General features: G+C 38.9%; 16 protein-coding genes. 10 read left to right on the top strand and 6 right to left on the bottom strand.

Features of this window, described 5'->3' with window-relative positions; translation table 11 throughout:
* Positions 1-50: 50 nt before the first annotated feature.
* Together O3C63_02035 and lepA are read right to left on the bottom strand one after the other, a co-directional pair.
* Positions 51-6,848: a hypothetical protein gene (locus O3C63_02035; GenBank protein MDA0771702.1), complete on the bottom strand. Its 6,798-nt coding sequence runs from the start codon at positions 6,846-6,848 to the stop codon at positions 51-53.
* Positions 6,849-6,924: 76 nt separating this feature from the next.
* The gene (lepA, locus tag O3C63_02030) at positions 6,925-8,718 is read right to left on the bottom strand and encodes a translation elongation factor 4 (protein ID MDA0771701.1); all 1,794 of its coding nucleotides are present in this window, start codon (positions 8,716-8,718) and stop codon (positions 6,925-6,927) included.
* Between the two features lie 131 nt (positions 8,719-8,849).
* On the opposite strand from lepA, the gene O3C63_02025 reads away from it, so the two are divergent.
* On the top strand, positions 8,850-9,752 hold the full coding sequence (locus O3C63_02025) for a polysaccharide pyruvyl transferase family protein (protein ID MDA0771700.1): 903 nt from the start codon (positions 8,850-8,852) through the stop codon (positions 9,750-9,752).
* On the opposite strand, the gene O3C63_02020 is transcribed toward O3C63_02025, so the two are convergent.
* Positions 9,712-10,104, bottom strand: coding sequence for a hypothetical protein (locus tag O3C63_02020; protein ID MDA0771699.1), 393 nt, complete (start codon positions 10,102-10,104; stop codon positions 9,712-9,714). The two genes, O3C63_02025 and O3C63_02020, sit on opposite strands and share 41 nt — an antisense overlap.
* Before the next feature lie 75 nt (positions 10,105-10,179).
* Between O3C63_02020 and O3C63_02015 the strand changes: the two genes are divergently transcribed.
* From O3C63_02015 to O3C63_01995, 5 genes are all read left to right on the top strand, one after another.
* The gene (locus O3C63_02015; GenBank protein MDA0771698.1) at positions 10,180-10,812 is read left to right on the top strand and encodes a hypothetical protein; all 633 of its coding nucleotides are present in this window, start codon (positions 10,180-10,182) and stop codon (positions 10,810-10,812) included.
* On the top strand, positions 10,812-11,267 hold the full coding sequence (gene lspA / locus O3C63_02010; protein ID MDA0771697.1) for a signal peptidase II: 456 nt from the start codon (positions 10,812-10,814) through the stop codon (positions 11,265-11,267). Before O3C63_02015 ends, lspA begins: the two co-directional genes overlap by 1 nt.
* Before the next feature lie 14 nt (positions 11,268-11,281).
* Positions 11,282-12,223, top strand: coding sequence for an RluA family pseudouridine synthase (locus O3C63_02005; GenBank protein MDA0771696.1), 942 nt, complete (start codon positions 11,282-11,284; stop codon positions 12,221-12,223).
* Between the two features lie 64 nt (positions 12,224-12,287).
* Complete coding sequence (locus tag O3C63_02000) at positions 12,288-12,611, top strand: hypothetical protein (GenBank protein MDA0771695.1); 324 nt, start codon at positions 12,288-12,290, stop codon at positions 12,609-12,611.
* Positions 12,612-12,692: 81 nt separating this feature from the next.
* Positions 12,693-13,517, top strand: coding sequence for an LD-carboxypeptidase (locus O3C63_01995; GenBank protein MDA0771694.1), 825 nt, complete (start codon positions 12,693-12,695; stop codon positions 13,515-13,517).
* A 182-nt stretch (positions 13,518-13,699) separates the two neighbouring features.
* Here O3C63_01995 and O3C63_01990 read toward each other — a convergent pair whose 3' ends face one another.
* Entirely contained in the window at positions 13,700-14,548 is an 849-nt protein-coding gene (locus tag O3C63_01990; protein ID MDA0771693.1) for a hypothetical protein, read from the bottom strand.
* A 315-nt stretch (positions 14,549-14,863) separates the two neighbouring features.
* On the opposite strand from O3C63_01990, the gene O3C63_01985 reads away from it, so the two are divergent.
* Together O3C63_01985 and O3C63_01980 are read left to right on the top strand one after the other, a co-directional pair.
* Complete coding sequence (locus O3C63_01985; protein MDA0771692.1) at positions 14,864-15,274, top strand: PaaI family thioesterase; 411 nt, start codon at positions 14,864-14,866, stop codon at positions 15,272-15,274.
* Positions 15,271-16,317 carry a carbohydrate ABC transporter permease gene (locus tag O3C63_01980; protein MDA0771691.1) on the top strand — a complete coding sequence of 349 codons (1,047 nt, stop codon included), beginning with the start codon at positions 15,271-15,273 and terminating at the stop codon, positions 16,315-16,317. The genes O3C63_01985 and O3C63_01980 overlap by 4 nt, the downstream gene beginning before the upstream one ends.
* Before the next feature lie 209 nt (positions 16,318-16,526).
* On the opposite strand, the gene O3C63_01975 is transcribed toward O3C63_01980, so the two are convergent.
* On the bottom strand, positions 16,527-18,365 hold the full coding sequence (locus O3C63_01975; protein MDA0771690.1) for a DUF3769 domain-containing protein: 1,839 nt from the start codon (positions 18,363-18,365) through the stop codon (positions 16,527-16,529).
* Between the two features lie 177 nt (positions 18,366-18,542).
* Between O3C63_01975 and recF the strand changes: the two genes are divergently transcribed.
* Together recF and O3C63_01965 are read left to right on the top strand one after the other, a co-directional pair.
* Complete coding sequence (gene recF, locus O3C63_01970; GenBank protein ID MDA0771689.1) at positions 18,543-19,700, top strand: DNA replication/repair protein RecF; 1,158 nt, start codon at positions 18,543-18,545, stop codon at positions 19,698-19,700.
* Complete coding sequence (locus O3C63_01965; GenBank protein ID MDA0771688.1) at positions 19,701-20,111, top strand: hypothetical protein; 411 nt, start codon at positions 19,701-19,703, stop codon at positions 20,109-20,111.
* Here the strand turns inward: O3C63_01965 and argB are convergent.
* On the bottom strand, positions 20,108-20,959 hold the full coding sequence (gene argB / locus O3C63_01960) for an acetylglutamate kinase (protein ID MDA0771687.1): 852 nt from the start codon (positions 20,957-20,959) through the stop codon (positions 20,108-20,110). The two genes, O3C63_01965 and argB, sit on opposite strands and share 4 nt — an antisense overlap.
* Between the last annotated feature and the right edge of the window lie 160 nt (positions 20,960-21,119).

Here is a 21,119-nt window from a genome sequence, read left to right as displayed (position 1 = left end):
GTCCCATCTACTTTTGCTTTAAGCCTAATGAAATTCAAACGGAACGGAAGCTAGTTCTGAGTTATAAGTGAAGAACTGATATCCCCAAGATCCTCGGTCCATTCAAGAAACACATCTCTATTCTCAGGAGCCATATCTTCGATTGCTTTTTGTAAGAGGTTGGCTTGCCCGAGTCCACTATTAAGTTCGATTTTGGCAAGATCAATATCAATAAGTTCTTCTGGACCTTGGTGTTCATTATTGGCACTTGCTTTAAGTAGGTTTTCGAGCTGGTCGAGGGAGTCTTTTTGAGATTTGCCACTAAGTAGGATTATTTCCTCGCCTTGAAAGTTATAGGAATAGTCAATGCCGCCTTTGCTATTGTCTTTGCAATTAAGAATATAGCGTCTTGAATCACGGATAGCATAGACATAAGGAATATAATCAAATAAACCATTGAGCATCACACAGTTGCTGCTGCCAAGTTGATTTTGCACTACTGGGATATTGTTTGCTTTGGCAAATTCAAGAGCATGCTTAGGAATAGCTTCTTTGAGTATCGCTTCACCTTGTTCATCCATGAGTTTTTGGATTTTGCCAGCGATATAAAGCGGCATGATATAGCTTGGCTCACCATAGAACATCTTCGCTCCCTGACCGGCATTAACTGTAACAGCACCAATATTGGCAGAGAAAAGATAGCCCTTAATACCACTAATGCTCTGAAAGCTTCTCATGGCAAAAAATATTTGCTCGTAAGGAGTTGTTCTGGTAATCGCTATGCCTGCTTCAATGAAACTATCTTCGAGCTTAGTCAAAAACTCTGGCAGAATAAAGGCTCTGGCATTGTTTGGAACGAATTCTTGCATTACCAAATCATCGGTTCTGGTTTTTTCAAAAATGAAATTAAGAATCTCAGTTCTATCTTTGTGAATACTTACCTGACCGCTAATACCTCTGCCACCCGAGTCCCTACTGGCTTTAAGTAACCATGAATCAATGTGATCACAGTTAGCGGCTTTGAGTTTAGTATCCAATGCTAATGCCAAGTCGCTTTTGGATTCAAACTCCTTATGCATAAAGTCAATTTGTACCAGTCCTTCTAGCGAGATTTGCTTGAGTATCTTGGGTAATTCGGTTTTGGCATACATTTGCTGCATGCTAAGCATAGACCATACTTCAGGGATACCCAGTTCAAGCGTGAAGCCATTAATATATTGTGGATGAGTATGTGCAGCCATGATGATATTTGGTTTGGGTAGGCGCAGTGGTAGGTTAGTCATCTCTTCAAGCTTGGCTTGCATGTCAATATCAGCTTCTAAGTTAATCAGGGCGTGAACAAAACCTTCATCGTTTACTTGATAGCCTGTGCCTGCTGATAAATAATCTAATTTTTGTTCTTCAATTAGTTCAGGTCTAAACGAAGTATAGATTTGTTTAATTTCACCTTTGTCTGTTAAAAATGGAGTGAATACTGAGATATTGATGTATTGAGTTCCAGTGCTCGGGTTGATTTTGATTCTGTCACGCAAGAGCGGAGAACGGAAGACACAATTGAGGTCCCAAGAGTGTTTGCCGATATTGGAAAGACCAGCAATCCAATTAAGCTTGCAATTGTCATCAAGTTTGTAACGGAATAGTTTGGAGACAGTAGCATCAGTTCCTTTGATTACAATTGGTAGCGGGTGCCTATCGTGGTAATTGCGGACAAAATTGCGCAAGGCTCTCATACAGCTCCAGAAGCGCTCTTCAATGCAGATATTGCCTTGCTGATAGCAAATTGCAATCATGCCATTGTCATAATCTCCAATTATGGAATCACGATATTCTTGCGAACTATGCTTCAAGACGGATTTGCGAGCAATTAAATGCTGAAGTATTTTATAACAATCCATTCCTGACTTGGCAGCCAGCTTGAACATTTTGGCTCTTAGATTGGGTTCAAGGTAGTAGTCTTGATTGAATCCATAACTAGCACCAGCACAAAGACTGTGGAAAATATAAGGAGGGTAATCCTCTTCATGTACATTAAGATATTGATCAAAGAAAATTGCTAGCTTGTTAATAATTTCATTCTCATCTTCAATTCCAGCTGTCAGCATAATTAAATACGAGACAATAAACATCTCAGAGAGCTTAGAGACGGGAGCAAGATCTTCACTCGCTGCCGCTAGACTGCCAATAGCGCCTCTATGTTTACGGTGATCACCAAATATTGCAGTGAGACTCAAGTGGTCTGCTTCTTTGATCTTGCAAAAATCTTCTGTGCTTTGTTTAAGATGAGGTTCTAATTTACTGAGACTCTCACTGTAGGCTAGTAGCGTTTTGAGCATTCTTGCCAAGATTAGATTCAACTGGTCTGGGCTTGAATCCTCTTTGAGTTTTTCGAGGTAATCAAGCACGAGATTGTCCCAAGACCTTTCTAGATTGGCATTGGTGGGGATTTGATAATGGCTAAATTCATGCATGCGTAGTACTATGCAGTGATTTGATTTGCTTAATTGAGCTCGGTATTCAAGACTGTCAGCAGCTGAACTTACCAAGAGGTCTGCTTCCTTTGTTGAGCCAGCATTCTCAATAGAGCGAGCTTTGACTTCAATATCTAGTGGTTTAGCTTCGCTAATGAAGAGATCTAATAATTGGAAACTATGTTTACCAAGGTTTTTGAGTTCTTGAGATTTATCAAAAAGTTGTACTATGAACTGAATATCAGTCTTGCTTTGTCCATTGAGAATCCATCTACCACCTAAAACTAGCCAGTCATTGAAGTTGAGTTCATCTTCTTTAAGTTGTGAATTGAGTTTAGAGAGTGTGAGTATCCACTCACTATAACGCTTGAGAGTTTTGTTGCTAACACCAATCTCTTGAGCTTCTTTATATTTTTGAATAATCAAATCACGCTTGAGGTCAGCTTCCCTTCTCATTCTCTCTATGCTGCTAGCGCACTTTGCTTTGATTTCTATATAAGCCTCATCCTCTGAGCGCTCTTTATGATTGAGTTGTCTTTGATAAAGCAGTTTCTGTATATAAATTTTTGCCCAAGACTGTGACTCGTTTAATTCATTTTTCCATCTCTCGTAAACTTCTTCTGCAATTAAATGGGAGCTAACTGTACCACCAAGCGCCATCCACTCAAGTGATTTGTCATAATCCAATAGAGGTCGTTTGGCTTGTTGAGGGTTGTCTAGTAATACCAGGCTTGATTCAGGATTGTTTGTTTGCATCAAGGTTTTGACTGTAACTAAATCCTCCATTAATTCAATTAATGCATCATGGTCTGAGTTGAGTTGAATAACGTCAACCCCTTGATAGGCGATGAGTGGATCTTTATAGAAACCCTTGCTATAAGTTTCAAGGTATTTTAAGTCTGCTTGCATAGAATCAAGAGTGATTTCGATTGCTGCAGGATCTTTGGCTGTTTTGAGTAATTTGCTTAACAGGCGCCAGTTTTTGTAATCTGAGCCATAGCTAATTATGGACGCTTCTATCACCTCTCTGGTTAAAGGAGGGTTTAAGTCAAGTGTGGTGATTCGTTGGATTGCTGATTCAGCTCTGGCTTCAAGCTCACCACCCATAAAGGTTTGAGGATCAACAAGCGGATCGAAAATTCTAATCTCTTTAGGTAGAGGATAGTTTTTGATTTGATGTTCTATGAGCATGTCGATTTCAGGCAAAGAAGTATTTTTGATATATTGTTTTTGCTGAAGAATAAACGCTATTAGGTATTGATTGGCATTTTCTCTTTCATCTGAGACATTGCCTTTGTAAGAAGCGTTAAGTGCAATGACCAGATCTTTATAGTCCTTGCACTTAGGGTTATTGTTTTGGGCTCTTTTGATTGCAGAGTTCATTAATTGAATACGCTGAATGATTCCGGTCTCGTTAATAATCCTTGAGTATTCGATAAGTTTGGCTGAGAGCTGAGCGTAAGCGCGAGACATCATTTGATCTTCGGTGCCGTAGTCTGCTAGATATTTAAACAAGGCAAAGATGGATTTGAGGTTCGGAAGCCATTTGTAATCTGGGTTTGCAAGATACTTCTGTATGGTTTTGGATTCTGCCATCTCTTGATAGATATGCATTTGCCAATCAAGGTCTGAGCTGAAACTAGTACGTAGCTCCATTAGCTCTGCCATGATTGATCTCAATTCATTTCTGGCTTCTTCAGTTTCTACTCCAAGGTAATCAAACAAGGTATCCGACTTGATAGCAAGTCCCAATAAAATAAACAGCGGTTCTTTTGTGATGCAATAACCGGTTGAAGCCATTGTGCCGTATTCCATGACATGCAAGCCAGATGCTTTGTCGTTACGAGAGTTGATAGTAGATCTTGCAAGTGCTCCGTCAATTGCAAATGATTGAAAAACACCTTGGAAAGAAATTGCTTTGGAGTATTGAATAGCTCTGCAAGTGTTCTCGATTACCTTGACGGAGCCAGCTTCCGCAGCCGATTCAAAGATGCTGTTTTGTGTTTGCGAAACAAAGTCAATATATTCTTTGGCTTTAATCAGGGCTTCAGGGTCATTGGCACCAATTATTCTACCCATGATAGTTGTGATTGAGGCTACTACGTGCTTTCCAAAATCAATACGACTTGGAGCAACGCTCAAGTCAAAATAGAAATCCGCATCTTTGATTGATTTATTGCTAGTGATATTGATCCTGTTGATTTGAGGATTGGCTTCTAGGTATTCCTTACGGGCTGTTGATTGTGGATATCTGATATATTTCTTGACAAAGATCTTTGCCGCTGAATTCTCAATATATTGGTTAAGTTTGTGACTGATTTGATCGGCTCTATTCTTTGCTGACAGCTTCTCATCAGACATGATAGTCTCAGACCAAGTCTTAAATTGAGTGAAAAGCTCAGAGCCAAGCTCTGGTGATTTCTTGAGCAAACAATATTTGGCGACGTCTCTTTGGACGTCATATAGATTGAGTAGCAGCTCCTGACTAGCTTCCTGGCGAGCTAAGCCCTCTTGCAGCATATAGCTCTGAACCTCATCCTCAAGCAAGTAGTACTTGAAACAAAAATCAGCAGCTTCATTGATTTCTCTTTGATAGCCAATGAGGATTTTTTCTAGCTCAGGGTTTTGGGCTTTGGCTTCACTTGCCGAAAATAAATTATCCAGGCTAAGACCATGTTTGTATTGATTGTCTGTTTCTATGCTGGCGACATTGCTGATTTCATTTTCGAGAATTGCCAAGAAAATTTCAATCAATGGACCAAGTAAAGTAGTTTCAAGTTGATAGTGGAAATTTTTGCCTTGGTTTTGAGCTGTCTTGATAGCTTCATACATCCCAGGAGCAAGGCTAATCGCTAGGTCCTCAGCGTTTTCCCACTTGATATCAGGCTTGCCGCTTTGTCTATCTGTAACAACTGAGATGGAGGCGTTTTCAAAGAATGAATCAAGCCCTCCAGCTACTAGGTCAAAATCAGGGCTAACAAAGTTGTAAGGAATACCATTGAGTCTGTGTTTCTCTGATTCTTGATCTGTTTCGATATAAAGTTTTTGCCCAAGTAAAAGCCTTGCAATGAAGTGACCTGATCTAGAGCTTGGTCTTTGAATATAGACTACTGAGTTGGCTTTTTCTTGAGTACTTCCTTCTATTAATTGATTTAAGTCAAAAATTATTGAGAGTAAGTTTTTTTCTTGGATCCTTACTGCGTCATGAAAATTGATGCCAGCTTCTTTATTTTTATTGCTTCTTGCCTGTTGAAGTAAGACTGTACTGTAACTTGATACATTGTCGCGAAACTCATTGACTGACTTGAGGAAGCGAGCTTTGGGTGAATTTGATTTTGCTAGGTAGATTAGGTTATCTAGGTCAAGATTGATATTAAGTAGCTTTGCGGCAAAAAATGATTTAAGTTTTTGTTTGTCTTTGTCTAATTCAAAGTCAGCACTTAGTTTGAAGAACTTGTTTGCAGCATCTTCAAGTTTAGAAATTGTTTCTATGGTTGATGACCTTGCTTTGCGTAGACTAAGTTCAAAATCTTGATCAATGATTATGCTTGTGGAATTGACCAGTATCGGTCCTTGTTCGTGAGCAACACGAGAACCTCTCTGGGCAATGGTTCTGAGACCAATCTTTTTGAGAGAAACTAATAAGTGTTTGTAATAAACCTTGGCATGATCTGGATCGTAATTACTCTTGAAGCTATCAAAATATTCCTGGCAGGCTTCACCAGAGAATGGGTCATCATTGGCGTATTTGTTTAAGATCGCTTCAAACTCTGCAAGGTTGTAAGGTAATTTGCCGGCAAGAGTTCTATTGCGAAGTAGTTGAGTGGCTAAATAGCCATCTGTTTCAGTGCCATTGGTGATTTTTGCAAAGACAGCTTTGAGGTAATTTAATAAATATGAACCAGCATCAAAGCTTTTGCTGCTTTCTCTATCCCTTTCTAGGAACTTGATTGCTGAATCAATTAGTCTGAAGTCAAAGCAAGTGAAAAACTCAAACATCTCTTGATAAAGCAGATCTTCAGTTTGGTTTTGTCTTGCAAGTGAATAATAAAAAGCCCAGAAATAAACAGGACTAAATTGATTGACTACCTTAGAGTCAAGAATAAGTCTATTTTTGACTGAGTCATAAATTAATAAGTGATGATAGTCATCCCTGAATTCGACATCAATTTGTTTGCTGTTGACTTTATTAAAATAGCTTTGAAACTTGTCATTTTCTTTATAGAGTCTATTAAGTTCAGCCATTAATTCAGTACAGAGATTGTCCGAGCCATCTTTCACTTTGAATTTATAAAGATTGAAGCTAACTAGATTAGTTGTTACTTCAGAATCATTTTCATCCCAACGACTTAAGCCGTTTTTGGTTTGGTTTTCTTTGTTAAATTGGTATAGCTCAAGCATTGCTGTAGCTTATAGTCTAATGCAAAGCCTAGTTTTGGGATAGGTATTACGAGCTTATACTTTAGACTTGGCTTATCTAATCCAATTTTAAAATAGCCATAAAGGCCTCTTGAGGTAATTCAACTGAACCAACGTTCTTCATGCGTTTTTTACCCTTTTTCTGTTTATCAAGTAGTTTTTTCTTACGACTAATGTCACCACCGTAGCACTTGGCAGTTACATCCTTGCGCTGGGCTCTTACTGTTTCACGAGCAACTATCTTGCCACCAATAGCAGCTTGAATTGGCACTTCGAATAAATGAGGCGGGATTACTTCTTTGAGTTTTTTGGCTAACTTAGAACCGATGCCATGTGCGCTTTCGTTAAAAACAATAGTTGATAGTGCATCGACTTTTTCGCCATTAAGTAAAATATCCATTTTGACTAGCTTATTTTTTTTATAGCCGGAGACTTCATAGTCCATAGTGGCGTAACCTTTGGATCTTGATTTGAGGTGATCAAAAAAATCAGTTACGATTTCTGAAAGTGGAATTTCATAATGCAACCTGGTGCGTGAAGCGACACTGCCAACATTGATGTGTGACATGTCTTTGTAAATCCCACGACGATCTTGGCACAGTTCCATAATGGCTCCAACGTAGTCCTGTGGTAGCATTATATTTAAAGTGACGTAGGGTTCTTCAATAAAATCTATATGAGTGGGATCAGGTAAATTACTTGGATTATCAATTTCTACTATCTCACCTTTCATCTTATGTACTCTGTAAATTACACTTGGTGCGGTGGTAATCAAGTTGAGATTATATTCTCTCTCTAGCCTTTCCTGAGCGACTTCCATGTGTAATAGGCCCAGGAAACCACAACGATAACCAGAACCTAGGGCTTTTGAACTTTCTGGTTCAAAACTAATGGAGCTGTCATTAAGTTTGAGTTTTTCTAATGCTTCTCTGAGATCTTCATACTCCTTATTGTCTACTGGATAAAGACCACAAAAGACTACAGGCGATACAGCCTTATAACCTGGTATAGCTTCCTTTGTTGGATTGGCGATAGTGGTAATAGTATCTCCGACGATGCTTAGAATTTCTTTGATTGAACAGGCGATATAGCCAACATCACCTGCTTGAAGAGATTGAGTTTCTATCTTGCCTGGATTGCGGTAACCAAGTTCTGTTACTTGATATTTTCTACCACTTTGTATAAATTTGATATCTTCAAGTCGTTTGACTTGACCTTCTACGATACGGGCGTAAGCAACAATCCCTAAGTAAGAATCATAGTAGCTGTCAAAGACAAGTGCTTTCAGTGGTTTGTTAATATCTCCTTTCGGTGCTGGAATCCTCTCTATGATTGCTTCTAAGAGTGCTTCGATATTGAGTCCACTCTTGGCGCTAACTTCAATGGCGTTAGAACAATCAAGTCCAATAATCTCTTCAATTTCTTGCTTGACTCTCTCGACGTCGGCACTTGGTAGATCTACTTTATTGAGAACTGGTATGATTTCAAGATTATGTTCCAATGCTAAGTAAACATTGGCGAGTGTTTGCGCTTCAACTCCTTGACTTGCGTCAACCACTAGCAGCGCACCTTCACAAGCAGCTAGTGAGCGAGAGACTTCGTAAGTGAAATCAACGTGACCAGGTGTGTCAATTAAATTAAGAATATAGCCTTTGTATTCCATTCTTGCCATGTTGAGCTTGATGGTGATACCGCGCTCTCGCTCAATATCCATGGTGTCCATGAGCTGTGCTTGCATATCGCGCTTAGAAATAGTGCCAGTAAATTCTAGTAATCGATCAGCGAGTGTCGATTTGCCGTGGTCTATATGGGCAATGATTGAAAATACCCTAATTTTGGACTGATTATTCATAATTTATTGTCATTGCGAGCCGCGTTAGCGGCGTGGCAATCAAGTATAAGGACATAAGGTATTGTACAATATTTCTATGCCTTAGGTTGCCGCGTTGAGCTTCGCTCTCCTAGCAATGACGGTGTTTATATATGATTTTAGTTTTTGGATATTTATGCGGTGATAATTATGGCGATGAGATACTAGCTTCAATCGTTGAGAAGCAGTACCCAGACTCGGTTCGGTTAAGTAAAGAGAACTCACTTTGGCAGCATCTTAAGCTAATTTATAAGGCAGAGAAGATTATTGCTATTGGTGGTTTGTTTCAAGACCTAAGTAGCCCATTAAGCCCTTTTTACTACTCATTAGTACTGTTTTACTCTTGGTTAACTAAAACAGAAATTAGTATTTTGGCTCAAGGCATAGGGCCGCTTTCTAGTCCTTTGTCCAAACTTTCAAGCTATTTTGCTTTGAGATTAGCAACCAATATTAGTGTGCGAGATATGGCAAGTTCTGATTTATTACAAAGACTTGATCTTGATCATTATTATGGTTCTGACCTTGCTTGGAATTTAGTTGAAGATTATAAAAAACAAAAAGATACAATTGAAATCGATTTACCATTAGCTAAGAATCATTTAGTTTTGGCTTTAAGGCAACTAAGACCTTATGAGGATTACAAAGAACTGCTTGAACAGGTACTGGCGAGCGCTACTGAGCTTCCCGTGATGCTTTTGGAAATGCAACCAGGAGATAATGATCAAGTAAAAGAACTTATAGGTGATAGAGAGTTTATAGAAATCAAAGCACATGATTATAAACCAGAAGAACTAATTTATTTACTTGCCAAATCTGCAAAAACAATTGTTTCAATGCGTTTACATGCTTTGATTTTGGCTCATATTGCTGGACTTGAATTAAAGGCAATTAGTTATGATCCCAAGCTGGAGCAATTGCAATTGCAAATTCATCGCTTTGAGCTTGATGAGTTGAGTAGACGTGCAAGTGAGTGCCTTAAAAGCTCAAATAAAGAAACTCAAGCTCAATTGGTTTAGTAGTATTTTTTTGCTTGATTGTGATTTCCCTCTCACGAAGGAATTGAATCGCTTTAAGGTTGTATGCAATGTTGTTTTCGTGTTTGAGTAGTTTGATGCTCTCTAGATTCAACTTGCCATCTTCAGTCGCTTCAATACTAAAGCTGCAGTATTGATCTACTTTGTAGTCTTTGTCTTTTGCTTGAAGTAGCTCGGGCTCTTCCTCGATATAATCAAGCCATTTATTACTCAGTGAATCTTTTTTGCCTGATTTGAGCTTGGCATTATGGATTTTAACTTTGGCAGTCGGGTAAATTGCTAGGGCTGGTTGAAGGCTCAGGAATGATATTAGGATTATGCAAATGAAGGGCATTAGTTGATTATACATGAGCTAATTCGGCTAATATGCTAGAATCTAATCTCGATGCAAGTTAGCAAAAAATCAAAAATGACCATACAACAGCCAGATCTTACGGTTACAAAGGCTAATCAAGAAAAAGCCGGTAAGATCTATGACAATTTTGTTAATGGTGTTATCAGGCAGGTCAAGGGTGAGCTTGGGGCTTTTTCAACTTGGGCTACTATCATGCGCTTTGTGACTAAAAGCAAAGTTGATCCTAGTGAGAAACATATTTATGAAGTAATCAAAAGATTTGAAAGAGACAAGGTTAATTCGCAAGTGGCTTTGCAAATTAGTGATATTACAACTCGCAAGGCTCAAAGCTTACACAAAATTACTTTGATTAAGATGATTCCGTTTTTGGCTGGGATGCTAGGGATGATAGTTTTGATAAGTTTGACTATTGCAACTAGACCTTTGGAGTTTTCAAATCCAACAATTCAAAAGTATTTGATTATTTCAGCGATATTTTTACCCTTGTTTATTTGGGGCTATTTCAAACGTGGTGAAGCCAAGCTTGATATGGTTGCAACTAATATTCTGTTACAAGCAAGTTCTGCTTATGCTTCAGCGAAGATGCAAGGCAAAGGTGGAATTGCAGCAATGCAAAACCTTGGTCAAATGCGCCGCAAAGCAAAAGCGATGGAGCAAAAAAACAAGGACAAAACTGCTAAAAAATAATGCTTTGGCTTTTTATAGTCTTGATCTTTGACAGGCTTACAAAGCTCTGGGCGATTGCTTCTTTGAAGGAACAAGCTCCTATGGAAGTGATTCCTGGGATACTTGAATTGCATTATGCAGAAAATACCGGGATTGCTTTTAGTCTGTTCAATGATATGCCGATGCTTTTGATTTGGATTAATTGCTTGATTATTCTTGGTTTAATTGCTTGGGTCATTAAAAACAAAAAACTAGATCTTGGTTTTGCTTTGATTATTGCTGGCGGGCTTGGTAACTTAATTGACCGTTTTTTCTATGGCTATGTAGTTGATTTTATTAATCCATTGTTTATTGATTTTGCTGTCTTTAATGTCAGTGATATTGCGCTTAACTTGGGTGTAGTGGCTTTGCTAGTAGAGAGCTTTCAAAACAAGAAGCTATCGTGCTGTAGTAAGGACGGGGGGATTGCGTCGTAACGCAGTGAAGACGGATGAAAATTGTAATTGATGAGCCTGGAGTAGATACTCGTTTGGATGTTTTTTTGGGTGAATATGAAGGGCTTAAACTTTCACGCTCATATATCAAAAAACTAATAGACCAAGGACAGATTACGGTAGATGGCAAAGAGAAAAAAGCAAGTTACAAACTTAGTCTAGATGATGAGATTGATATTATAATTCCCGATGCTGAAGAACTGAATCTTGTTGCTGAAAACATTCCATTGGATATTATTTATGAAGATGATGACCTAATGGTGATCAATAAACCAATCAATATGATTGTTCATCCAGCTCCAGGAATCTATTCTGGGACTTTAGTTAATGCTGTTTTGTATCATGCTGGTGCAAGCCTCTCTGATATCAATGGTGTCTTAAGACCCGGCATAGTTCATAGACTCGATAAAGACACCTCTGGTCTAATAGTAGTTGCCAAAAGTAATGACGCACACCAAAGTCTTGCTAAACAAATTCAAGATAGAACTTGCAAACGTTTTTATAAAGCAATTACTCAAGGCAAGTTCAAGGAAAGTAAAGGTGAGATTAATAAACCAATTGGTAGAGATCCTAAAGAACGCAAACGTATGGCAGTTGTCCTTAGTGCTAGAACCAAATCCAGATCAGCATTAACCAAGTTCAAAGTGCTTGAGGCTCTAGAGTTTGGTGGCAAGCATTATAGTTTGATTGAATGTGAACTTGAAACTGGTCGCACTCATCAAATCCGCGTGCATATGTCTTCGTACAATCATCCAATTATTGGTGATTATATTTACAATGCTAGTAAGAAGACTGGCTTCAATGTCAAACGTCCCATGCTTCATGCTTATCGTCTGTCATTTGAACATCCGAGAACTCAAGAAAGAATGTTTTTTGAAGCTCCAGTAGCTGATGATTTTGAAGCGATTCTAGGGATTTTGGGACATGCCAAGAAATAAATAGGTTAATACTTGATTAAGGCATTTCTTGTAAAATATCCTCTCTGAAAACCCTTGTATAGTCATGGAACGCAGTGAAGCTATCCAAACAAGAGATTCCCAGCAGATTTCCCGGTTGAAATCACCTGATTCTGTACAAAAAAAAGCAGAATCTGGTGATAACTCTATTTCTGAGCGTGTTGCAAGTTTATCTGGATTGTTTGAACATATTGCTAAGAGCCAAGGCTTAGGACATAATCTTTACCATGATGAAGCTGTTCAGTTTCCTGGAGCCTCCTCTGTTGATGATATTAAACCAGAATATGCAATTAGACAGATTGCAAGTTCTGCTGAATCAGATTTAAATAAGCAAGATCCTTATGGCAATACTACTATTGCAAGGGCGTAGGATGCGGTACTGAAAGACTGGAAACATAGTCAAAATGTAGAGCAGAGCGCTGACAGATAAGCTTTGATATATACTATGGGTGTGTCCAAAGCATCTACTATTGGAATCATTGCTCCTGCTTCAGCTCTCAAAGATGGAGAGAACTTAGAAGCTGGTATTCATTATCTTCAAGAGCTTGGCTTTAAAGTAAAGCAAGCTAAAAATATTTTGCTGCAAGAAGAGCTCTGTCACGGGAGTTTCTTTGCTGGATCTATAGAAGCGAGGATAGAAGGGATAATGCAAGTCTGGTCAGATCCAGAAGTAGATATTTTATTGTCGATGCGTGGTGGTTATGGTTGCATGCAATTACTCGACAAGCTTGATTATGATTATATGGGCAAGAATCCTAAGCCAGTACTGGGTTACAGTGACTTGACGGCTTTGTTTATGGCTTTGTATACACAAGCCTATCATGGCAAACTTGAATTATTTCACACGCCAATGCTCATCGAGCTTGCGACAATGAATAAAACAACGAATGATAGCTTCATAGATTTGTTGAATCAAATTGATCCAGAAGCTTATATGAATTATCAAATGAAATTAAACCAAGGGATTAAAGTACATGGTGGTAATTTGAGCTTGGTTGCTAGTTTGGTTGGTACAAAGTATTTGCCAGATATGCAAGATGCGATTTTGTTTTTAGAAGATTGTAAAGAACCAGCCTATAAAATTGAGCGGATGTTTTATCAACTTGAATTAGCAGGGATTTTTGATTCAATAGCTGAAATGCAATTAGGTATAGCTTCTGAGGCAAATTATCCAGATACTTATTTAAGTGAACTTGTTTTGCGTAAAGGTTTTAGCTTAGCTAAGGATATTCCCGTTGGTCATGCCAAGACTAATTTATCTTTAGTTTTGGGATGAGCGTCATTGCGAGAGCAGCGAAGTAATCTAAGTATTAGACATCCTGCAAAACCCCGTTTTGCTAGTGATGTCGCTTTAAAAAAGGTAGCAACCGCAACGAATGTTGCGTTTGCTTTAAGGAGCATTAGTTTGCTTCGTCGCTTCGCTTCTCGCAATGACGGATTCCGCAATGAAGTGAATCCTTAACTAGTAGCTGCTCTTCTAAATGCCAAGCTAGACTTGGGATTTTTGTTTTTGATGCGCGGAGCGCCTTCAAGAATGAGGCATTGACTAGTCCAGACTTGGTTATAGTCTTGAGCAAGATCTTTGAATAGATCTTTGTTAGTTTCGCTGAGTATGAATCTAAAACTCTCAGAGTATTTTTCAAAATGAATATGATACTCAGCAAACGCAGTGATGCAGTCTTGTATCAAGCCAGGGTCTTTTGATTGAAGTATGAAATCAAAACTAGCTTCATGTTTGATTTCTCTTTTGTGGGCAAAGCCAAGTATATGACTGGTGTCAGCTGGATCGGCAAAGACAATGATGTTTTCTATTTCTTCTTTAAAGAATAGGCGTGAGCGAAAAAGCTCATCGCGGTATTCAAGAATCTGTTTGCTACTGTCAATTTCAACAAGCTTGTCAATGTCTTCTCTTTCTAGTACCCGGCAATGAATAGTTGGTTTGGTGTTGTCATGAAGGTCATGATGTTTGGAATCATATTCAAAACAATAATTGCGATCGAATCTTTTGAAGCCGCAATTATGCATAAATTCAATGTCTTGAACTTGCTCAACTTCATCAAACTCTGCAAAGAAATATCGTACTTTTCTCTTTCTGCTGAAGTGATTAGTAAATTGGTTCAAAAACTCTCTGGTTCTATTTCCGCTTTCATGAACTTGATAAAGTCTTCTGTTTTTGTATAGTTTGGAATAGAGCAGGCAATCAATCAATTTGCCATTTTCAAACAAGCCGTAGTAGTCCTTCCCCCAAAGTAGGTCTTTTTTGAGGCTAAATATGTCTATTAAATTGAGTTTTCTGGTATTTAACATCGCGTACTAATTCATTAGACCTGTTGCCAAAGCGAAGCTTGAGCGTAATCAGGTCTAATAAAAAACTTCAAAATCTAAGATTTTGATAGAGTTATTGCACAAGGGCGAAGCCCTTTAGCAACAACTCTATTATACATAGCTCTGTTGCAAAATACATGAAATTAGGTGTCTGCCGCAAGCTTAGGCTTGTCGCGTAATGTCCAATAGCTGCGTTACGCTCGATCTCATTTATGAATAATAAACTTTGATCAAGCCCTTCGGGCTCGCCAGCCTTGCTATTGAACATTACACAATAACCCTAGTATACTGGTTAGCATGGATGAAGTCGCAAAACTAACTGGAGACAGGTACAAAAGTTCTTTTGAGAGCTTCTTGGGTGTCAAATTTCTTAAGTATGAAGAAAGTGTTTGCCACATCACTCTAGATATTACGAACGATCACTTAAACATCGGTGGCTCAGTCCATGGTGGGATTATTAATTCACTTTGTGATATTGCTCTTTCTGGCGCAGTGACTTGTGATTTTATGGACAATGCCCATAGCGTTGTTACTATGCAAATGAATGTTAATTTCCTTAGAGCCGGAAGACCTGGTGATAAATTAACTGCTTGGGGTGAAGTCGTGAAGAAAGGTAGAACGATTTACTATGTTGAAGGTGGAGTCAAAAACCAAGACGGTAAACTGCTTGCAAGGGCAACTGGTGATTGGTTTGTCAAAAGTAAATGAAAAAAATAATTAGCCATGTACTGTTAATTAGCCTCTCTTGCATTTTTTTATTGCCACTTATTTGTATTATTTCAACGAGCCTTAAGGGTTCTGAACAGATTTATAGTAGACATCCTGCAAAACAGCGTTTTGCTAGTGATGTCGACACACAAAAGGTCGGAACGGTGCAAAGCACTAGTTTCGTGAGTAAAGATCAAGGTGACTTTTGCAGTGGACCAGTTTCGAAACAAAGTTTCGATGTACAGGTCGCTTTAAAAAAGGTAGCAACCACGCTGAATGCGCGTGTTGCCTTTGGAGATAATTCCGACTTTCAAAACAAGTCTAGTAAGTCCAGTAGTGGGTTTGAGTGGATTCCTAATCCTGTTGTTTGGTCCAATTTTTGGTTGGCTCTTAGTAAAATCAACTTCTTAAATTCTTTGCTAAATACGATTTATATTGCTGTTTTTAATATTTTTGGAGTTGTGGTTGCTTCCTCATTGGCTGCTTATGCTTTTAGTGCACTTGAATGGAAGGGGCGCGATTTGTTTTTTGCAATCACTCTTGCTACTATCATGCTGCCTGACATGGTTCTGATGGTGCCACAGTTTATTCTATTCAAACAAATGGGTTGGTATGGAACTATGTTACCGCTCATTGTGCCGTATTTTTGCGGGCTGCCATTCTATATATTTTTATTGCGTCAATTCTTTTTGACCATCCCTCGTGATCTTGCTGACTCCGCGCGTATCGATGGCGCTAATGAATTCACTATCTGGAAAGATATTTATGTTCCATTAGCCAAGCCAGCTTTGATGGTGGTTGGCTTGTTTCAATTCTTGATTAGCTGGAACGACCTGCTTAAACCAAGTATCTTCCTTATCGACGAAACTCAATATACTTTGTCACTGGCCTTGCAGCAATATCAAAGCAAGCTTGGCGGAGCCGAGTGGGGACCATTGATGGCTGCTGTTTTAATTATGATAGTGCCGATTGTGATACTTTTCTTACTGACGCAAAAGTATTTTGTGAAGGGGATTGCAATGAGTGGTTTGAAAGAGAGTTAAAAACAAAAACCAGCTCCTTGGAGCTGATTTTTCGATTCGGGGGGACTTCCTTGAATGATGCATATACAAGGTATAGACGTATTGTTTTTTGACAAGTTTGTGTGATTATTTGTTTAAAAATCTTTAATTTAGCTGTATTTTGGGTGGTTTCAGCTATAAATAGAGCTCTCGATTACTTCGCTAAAGCTCGCAATGACAAGTTTGTGGATTTAAATCTTAACCCTCAACTTATCAAAATCAATAGTATCACCAAAGATCACATTGAAGCCAAGTCCAATTTGATTACGAATGGTATCGTAACTTACGCGCATCTTGAAGTCCTCTGCTCCAAACTCTGTTCTGATTTGATTATTGGTAAAACGTTCTTTGTCCAAGCTGTAGGTAAGCAAGGTACCGATACTGAACCATTTATTGACTTCATAATCACCATCAAGAATTACTGCTTGGAAACCATCAACGAATTGATCAAACAAAAACGGTGAACTGCCTCCGATGGCTGCAAATAAATAAGCAAGTTCAAATTTGAGATTGTCAAATCTAGTTTCAAAAGCAGGACCGAAACGAGCTACTTGCAAGCTGTCTCCAGTATCATAGAATCTAAGAGCAGCTTGCGATCTTCCTCGCACACTAAAGTTGTATTTTTCGTTTCCATAACGCCAAATAGGTTTGGTATAAAAATCAGTTTCAAATTCTATTCTGTAACCACTATGCTCTTTGCCAAGTCCACCAGCTCCACGTTCTTCAGCGAGTTGCTCCCTACGCTCTTCACTAAAGAGATCGTTGTTGTCACTTGCCCAACCGGCTGCTGAGCGAATGCGCATACCTCTGTCATCCATAAAAGGAAGTTTGAGTCTGAAGTCACTAGAGAGATCGTAGAGCTGTCCTACTTGGCTGGTTCCAAAGACACTGTTACGTTTGAATTGGTTTACTAAAGCATCTACTTGAAGGTATCTATGCCATATATTTTGGTGAGCATTTAGAATAAAGCGCTCTTCAAGTTGTCCGTAACCTGCCATCAATGAGGTCGTGTCGCCTGGTGTATTGAAAGAACCAATTGCACCAAAAGATACTTCTGGTCCGTTACCAATTTGCACTAGAGGCACAATTGAAAAAACACCCGGCTTTGTTTCATAAAAAAATCTTGGACCCATTGCAAAACCACCGATCCGCTCATTGGTACCAATAATTGGTCCTTTGAATTTAGTATTGCCTGCTTCACCTACTGTTGTTGTAATATGGACTGGTGATGGGATACTAAGATGTTCACCGATCCACAAACGTGCGCCTTTGATTTTGAGGTTGTTAGTTTTGCGAGTATTGTCGTAGTAAACCTCTTTAGCTGTATAGCGAACAGTTTTTTTGTCTGAAACGTCGTTCCAGTCTACTTGTCGGCGCATTGCTTGGCGGCGTTGATCGAAGCCATATCGAGTTCTGACTCTTGTAGCGTGAGAATAAACTGAGATTGGTTCATCGAGCGCCACTGTTCCTTGATTGAAGTTGAGGATGTTTTGGGACTTCTTGCCTTCTTGTTTGGTATGGTATTTTGATTTGAGTTCGCGCGCTAGCATCTTGATGCCATTGGCGTAAAGTCTTGGTTCTGTTAGCTTATATTCGCTAGTCCCAACATTGAAAGAAATATAGTTACCATAAATTGTGTCTGTGCCAGCAGGTAGCTCGTCGTCATAGCGCAGCTCTTCAAGAATGCTGGCATCAGTTGCTTGTACCATTTTAACATTGCCTGTGGCTTCAAGTATTTTGGCTTGAGTGTCGTAACTAATATAGTCTGCAAAAAGTTTGGCTTTACGTGAACTGAGATAAGTCTCAGCATTGCCGCTTGCTTCATAAAATGTTTTTTCTTGATCGTAACTAACTTCATCGGCGACAATATCAATTATTGCTTCAGAAGCAAGTTCAGTTTGAGTTTTGTTTTGCACATCTTCTTTTGCAATCGGAAAATAGAGCTTGCTTGGGTTTGCAGCTACTGGGCTAATAAGGCTGCTTAGTATTAGACATCCTGCAAAACAAAGTTTTGCGAGTGATGTCGACACAAAAAAGGTCGGAACGGTGCAGAGCACTAGTTCCGTTAATAAAGAGAAAGGGGACTTTGGCAGTAAGTTTATTAATAGGGCTAGGGTTTTGCGATGCACCTGCTAATTATAAGGGGATTTGGATAAAGAGACCAGTAAACATACCGTCTTGACGCATCTGGCCGCAATTGACTTGTTATGATAGATAGAACTCAGCTCATTATGTTTGTTAAATCACTCAAATTACTCGGATTCAGAAACTATTTAGAAGCGGCGATTGAATTCAATCAGTCCAAGACTATCATTATTGGCAAAAACGCTCAAGGCAAGACTAACTTGCTTGAAGTGATTCAAATTCTTAGTCACGTGAAATCAAGACGTGCGAGTCGCGATTCTGACTTGGTGCATTTTGATTTGGGTGAAGCTATTATTCATGCTATTGCAGAAAGAAAGCAAGAAGAACTTGAGATAGCTCTTTTGATTCGTCGTAGTGGTAAAAGAACTCTCAAGATTAATGAGATTAGTCACAAACCCAATGAATTATTACATCATATATTTTCTGTTTCTTTTATGGTGGATGATATCGAAATAATCAATGGTAGTCCGTCTCACCGGCGTGATTGGTTAGATTCTGTAATTGCTCAATTGGATTTTGGCTATAAGGACAAGCTAACCAAGTTTGAGAAGATACTGGCACAACGCAATTCATTTTTTAAGGAATTAGTTGAAGCAGGGAGTTATTATTATCGCGATCTCAATACTAGTCAACAAGATCAATTGATGGTTTGGGATGAGCTTTATATCGCTGCAGCAAATGAAATGACTGGACTTAGAGCGAACTTCATTATGGAGCTTGAACCGATTGCCGCTCGCTATTATAGTGAGATCTCTGGAAGCGACACTGTGCTTGCTTTAGATTATATGGGCATGCAAATTGATCAAGAAGCGCTTGAAGATGTAAGAGCAAGAGATTTTGCTCGAGGTTATTCAAATATCGGTCCTCATCGTGATGAAATTAAGTTCTTATTGAATGGCTCACTTGCTGCTAGTTTTGCTTCGCAAGGTGAGCGCCGTAGTATCACTCTCGCTATTAAACTCGCTGAGCTTGAGCTGCACAAAACTAAACATGGTGAGTACCCGATTTTATTACTGGATGATGTACTTGCTGAACTAGATGAAGATAGGCAGGACTATTTGTTAGAGTGTATTAATCCACAAACTCAAGTCATTATTACCACTACTCATATTGGTAAGCATCTTGAGAAGTGGAGTGAGAATGCACAGATTATGGAGATTGAAGCAGGGAGGGTCATGGGTACAAGCTCAGAGTCCACACTTTGTTACGATATTGTCTAGATGGCCAAACGAATCAAACTAGCTGAGCCAGTAGGGATCAAGGAAGTACTGAGCCAAGTCTTTAAGAACTTGGAGATTGATGGCAAGATGGATGATTTTAAAATCATGCAAGCTTGGGATGGATTTTTGAGCACTGCAACCAAGCCCTTACTTGCCAAGAAACTCAAAGAATATACTTTTGCTCATCGTGTGACTAGACATCCTGCAAAACAAGGTTTTGCTAGTGAAGATAAAGAGGACTTTTGCAGTAAGTCTACTATAGAACGTATTTTGATAATTGGAGTGCGCTCTGCTGTCATGGCAAATGAGCTTCAATTTATGAAACCTATGCTTCAAAAAAAATTCAAAGAACTAATGATAGAACTTGAACTACCAGAGATTGCTGAGATTGCTTTTGAGTTGCGTAATTAGGGTTTAATTCGTGTCCCTGATCCAAGATCAGTAAAAACTTCAAGTAATAAACTATGCTCGTTTAAACCATTAAGAATAATTGCCTCTGCTACTCCGTTTTCAATTGCTTTAATGCAGCATTCGGTTTTGGGGATCATGCCACCGTTGACGACTTTGTCTTTGATAAGTTGGCGAGCTTCTTTAATACTGAGCTCGGTGATTAAAGATGCAGGATCATTTTTGTCTTTGAGAATACCAGGAGTGTCAGTCATTAACATCATCTTGCAAGCATTCATGCCAACTGCAAGTTCTGCACACATAGTATCAGCGTTAATATTGTAGGCATTACCTTGTTCATCTGGCGCAATAGAACTAATTACTGGAATCATTCCTAGTTTAAGTATTTGATGAACCAATTCTAAGTTTGATGATTTAATATCACCAATCATGTTGCCATCTGTGGCACTAGCGTGTCGCTCAGCGATCATGATACGGCCGTCTCTACCACTGAGACCTATTGCTTTAGCTCCAGCGCAATTGATCATTGTTACTAGCCTACGTTGCACTTTACCGTGCAAAACCATTTCAACTACTTCCATGGTTTCTTTGTCTGTAGTTCTTAGTCCATTTTCAAATATTATTTCTTTGCCTAGTTTAGTGAGCATCTCATTGATCTCGGGGCCGCCACCATGAACCAGGATCACTTTGATTCCTACGCTATTGAGTAAAACCAAATCCTTGATTGTTGATTCTGAAACTGTTTGATTAGTCAGCGCAGAGCCACCGTATTTAATTACAAAAATCTTGTTCTCATATTTTTGAATATAAGGAAGGGCTTCTGCCAGGTGATGTACTCTTTCGTGTGACATTGGAATTTGTTAATTGTAGCTTAATCAGCTATTGAGCTTATTCCACAAGGGTTTCTTTCTTATTCAAGTAGTTGTTTGTCAAATATTAGGACTATTAGACCTGTACATCGAAACAAAGTTTCGATGTACAGGTCGCTCAAAAAAAGGTAGCAACCGCGCG

It is taken from the genome of Cyanobacteriota bacterium (assembly GCA_027618255.1).
In the GTDB taxonomy this organism is placed as follows: domain Bacteria; phylum Cyanobacteriota; class Vampirovibrionia; order LMEP-6097; family LMEP-6097; genus JABHOV01.
The sequence above is the reverse complement of the archived record's forward strand: the minus strand, read 5'-3'. Positions and strand labels throughout refer to the sequence as shown.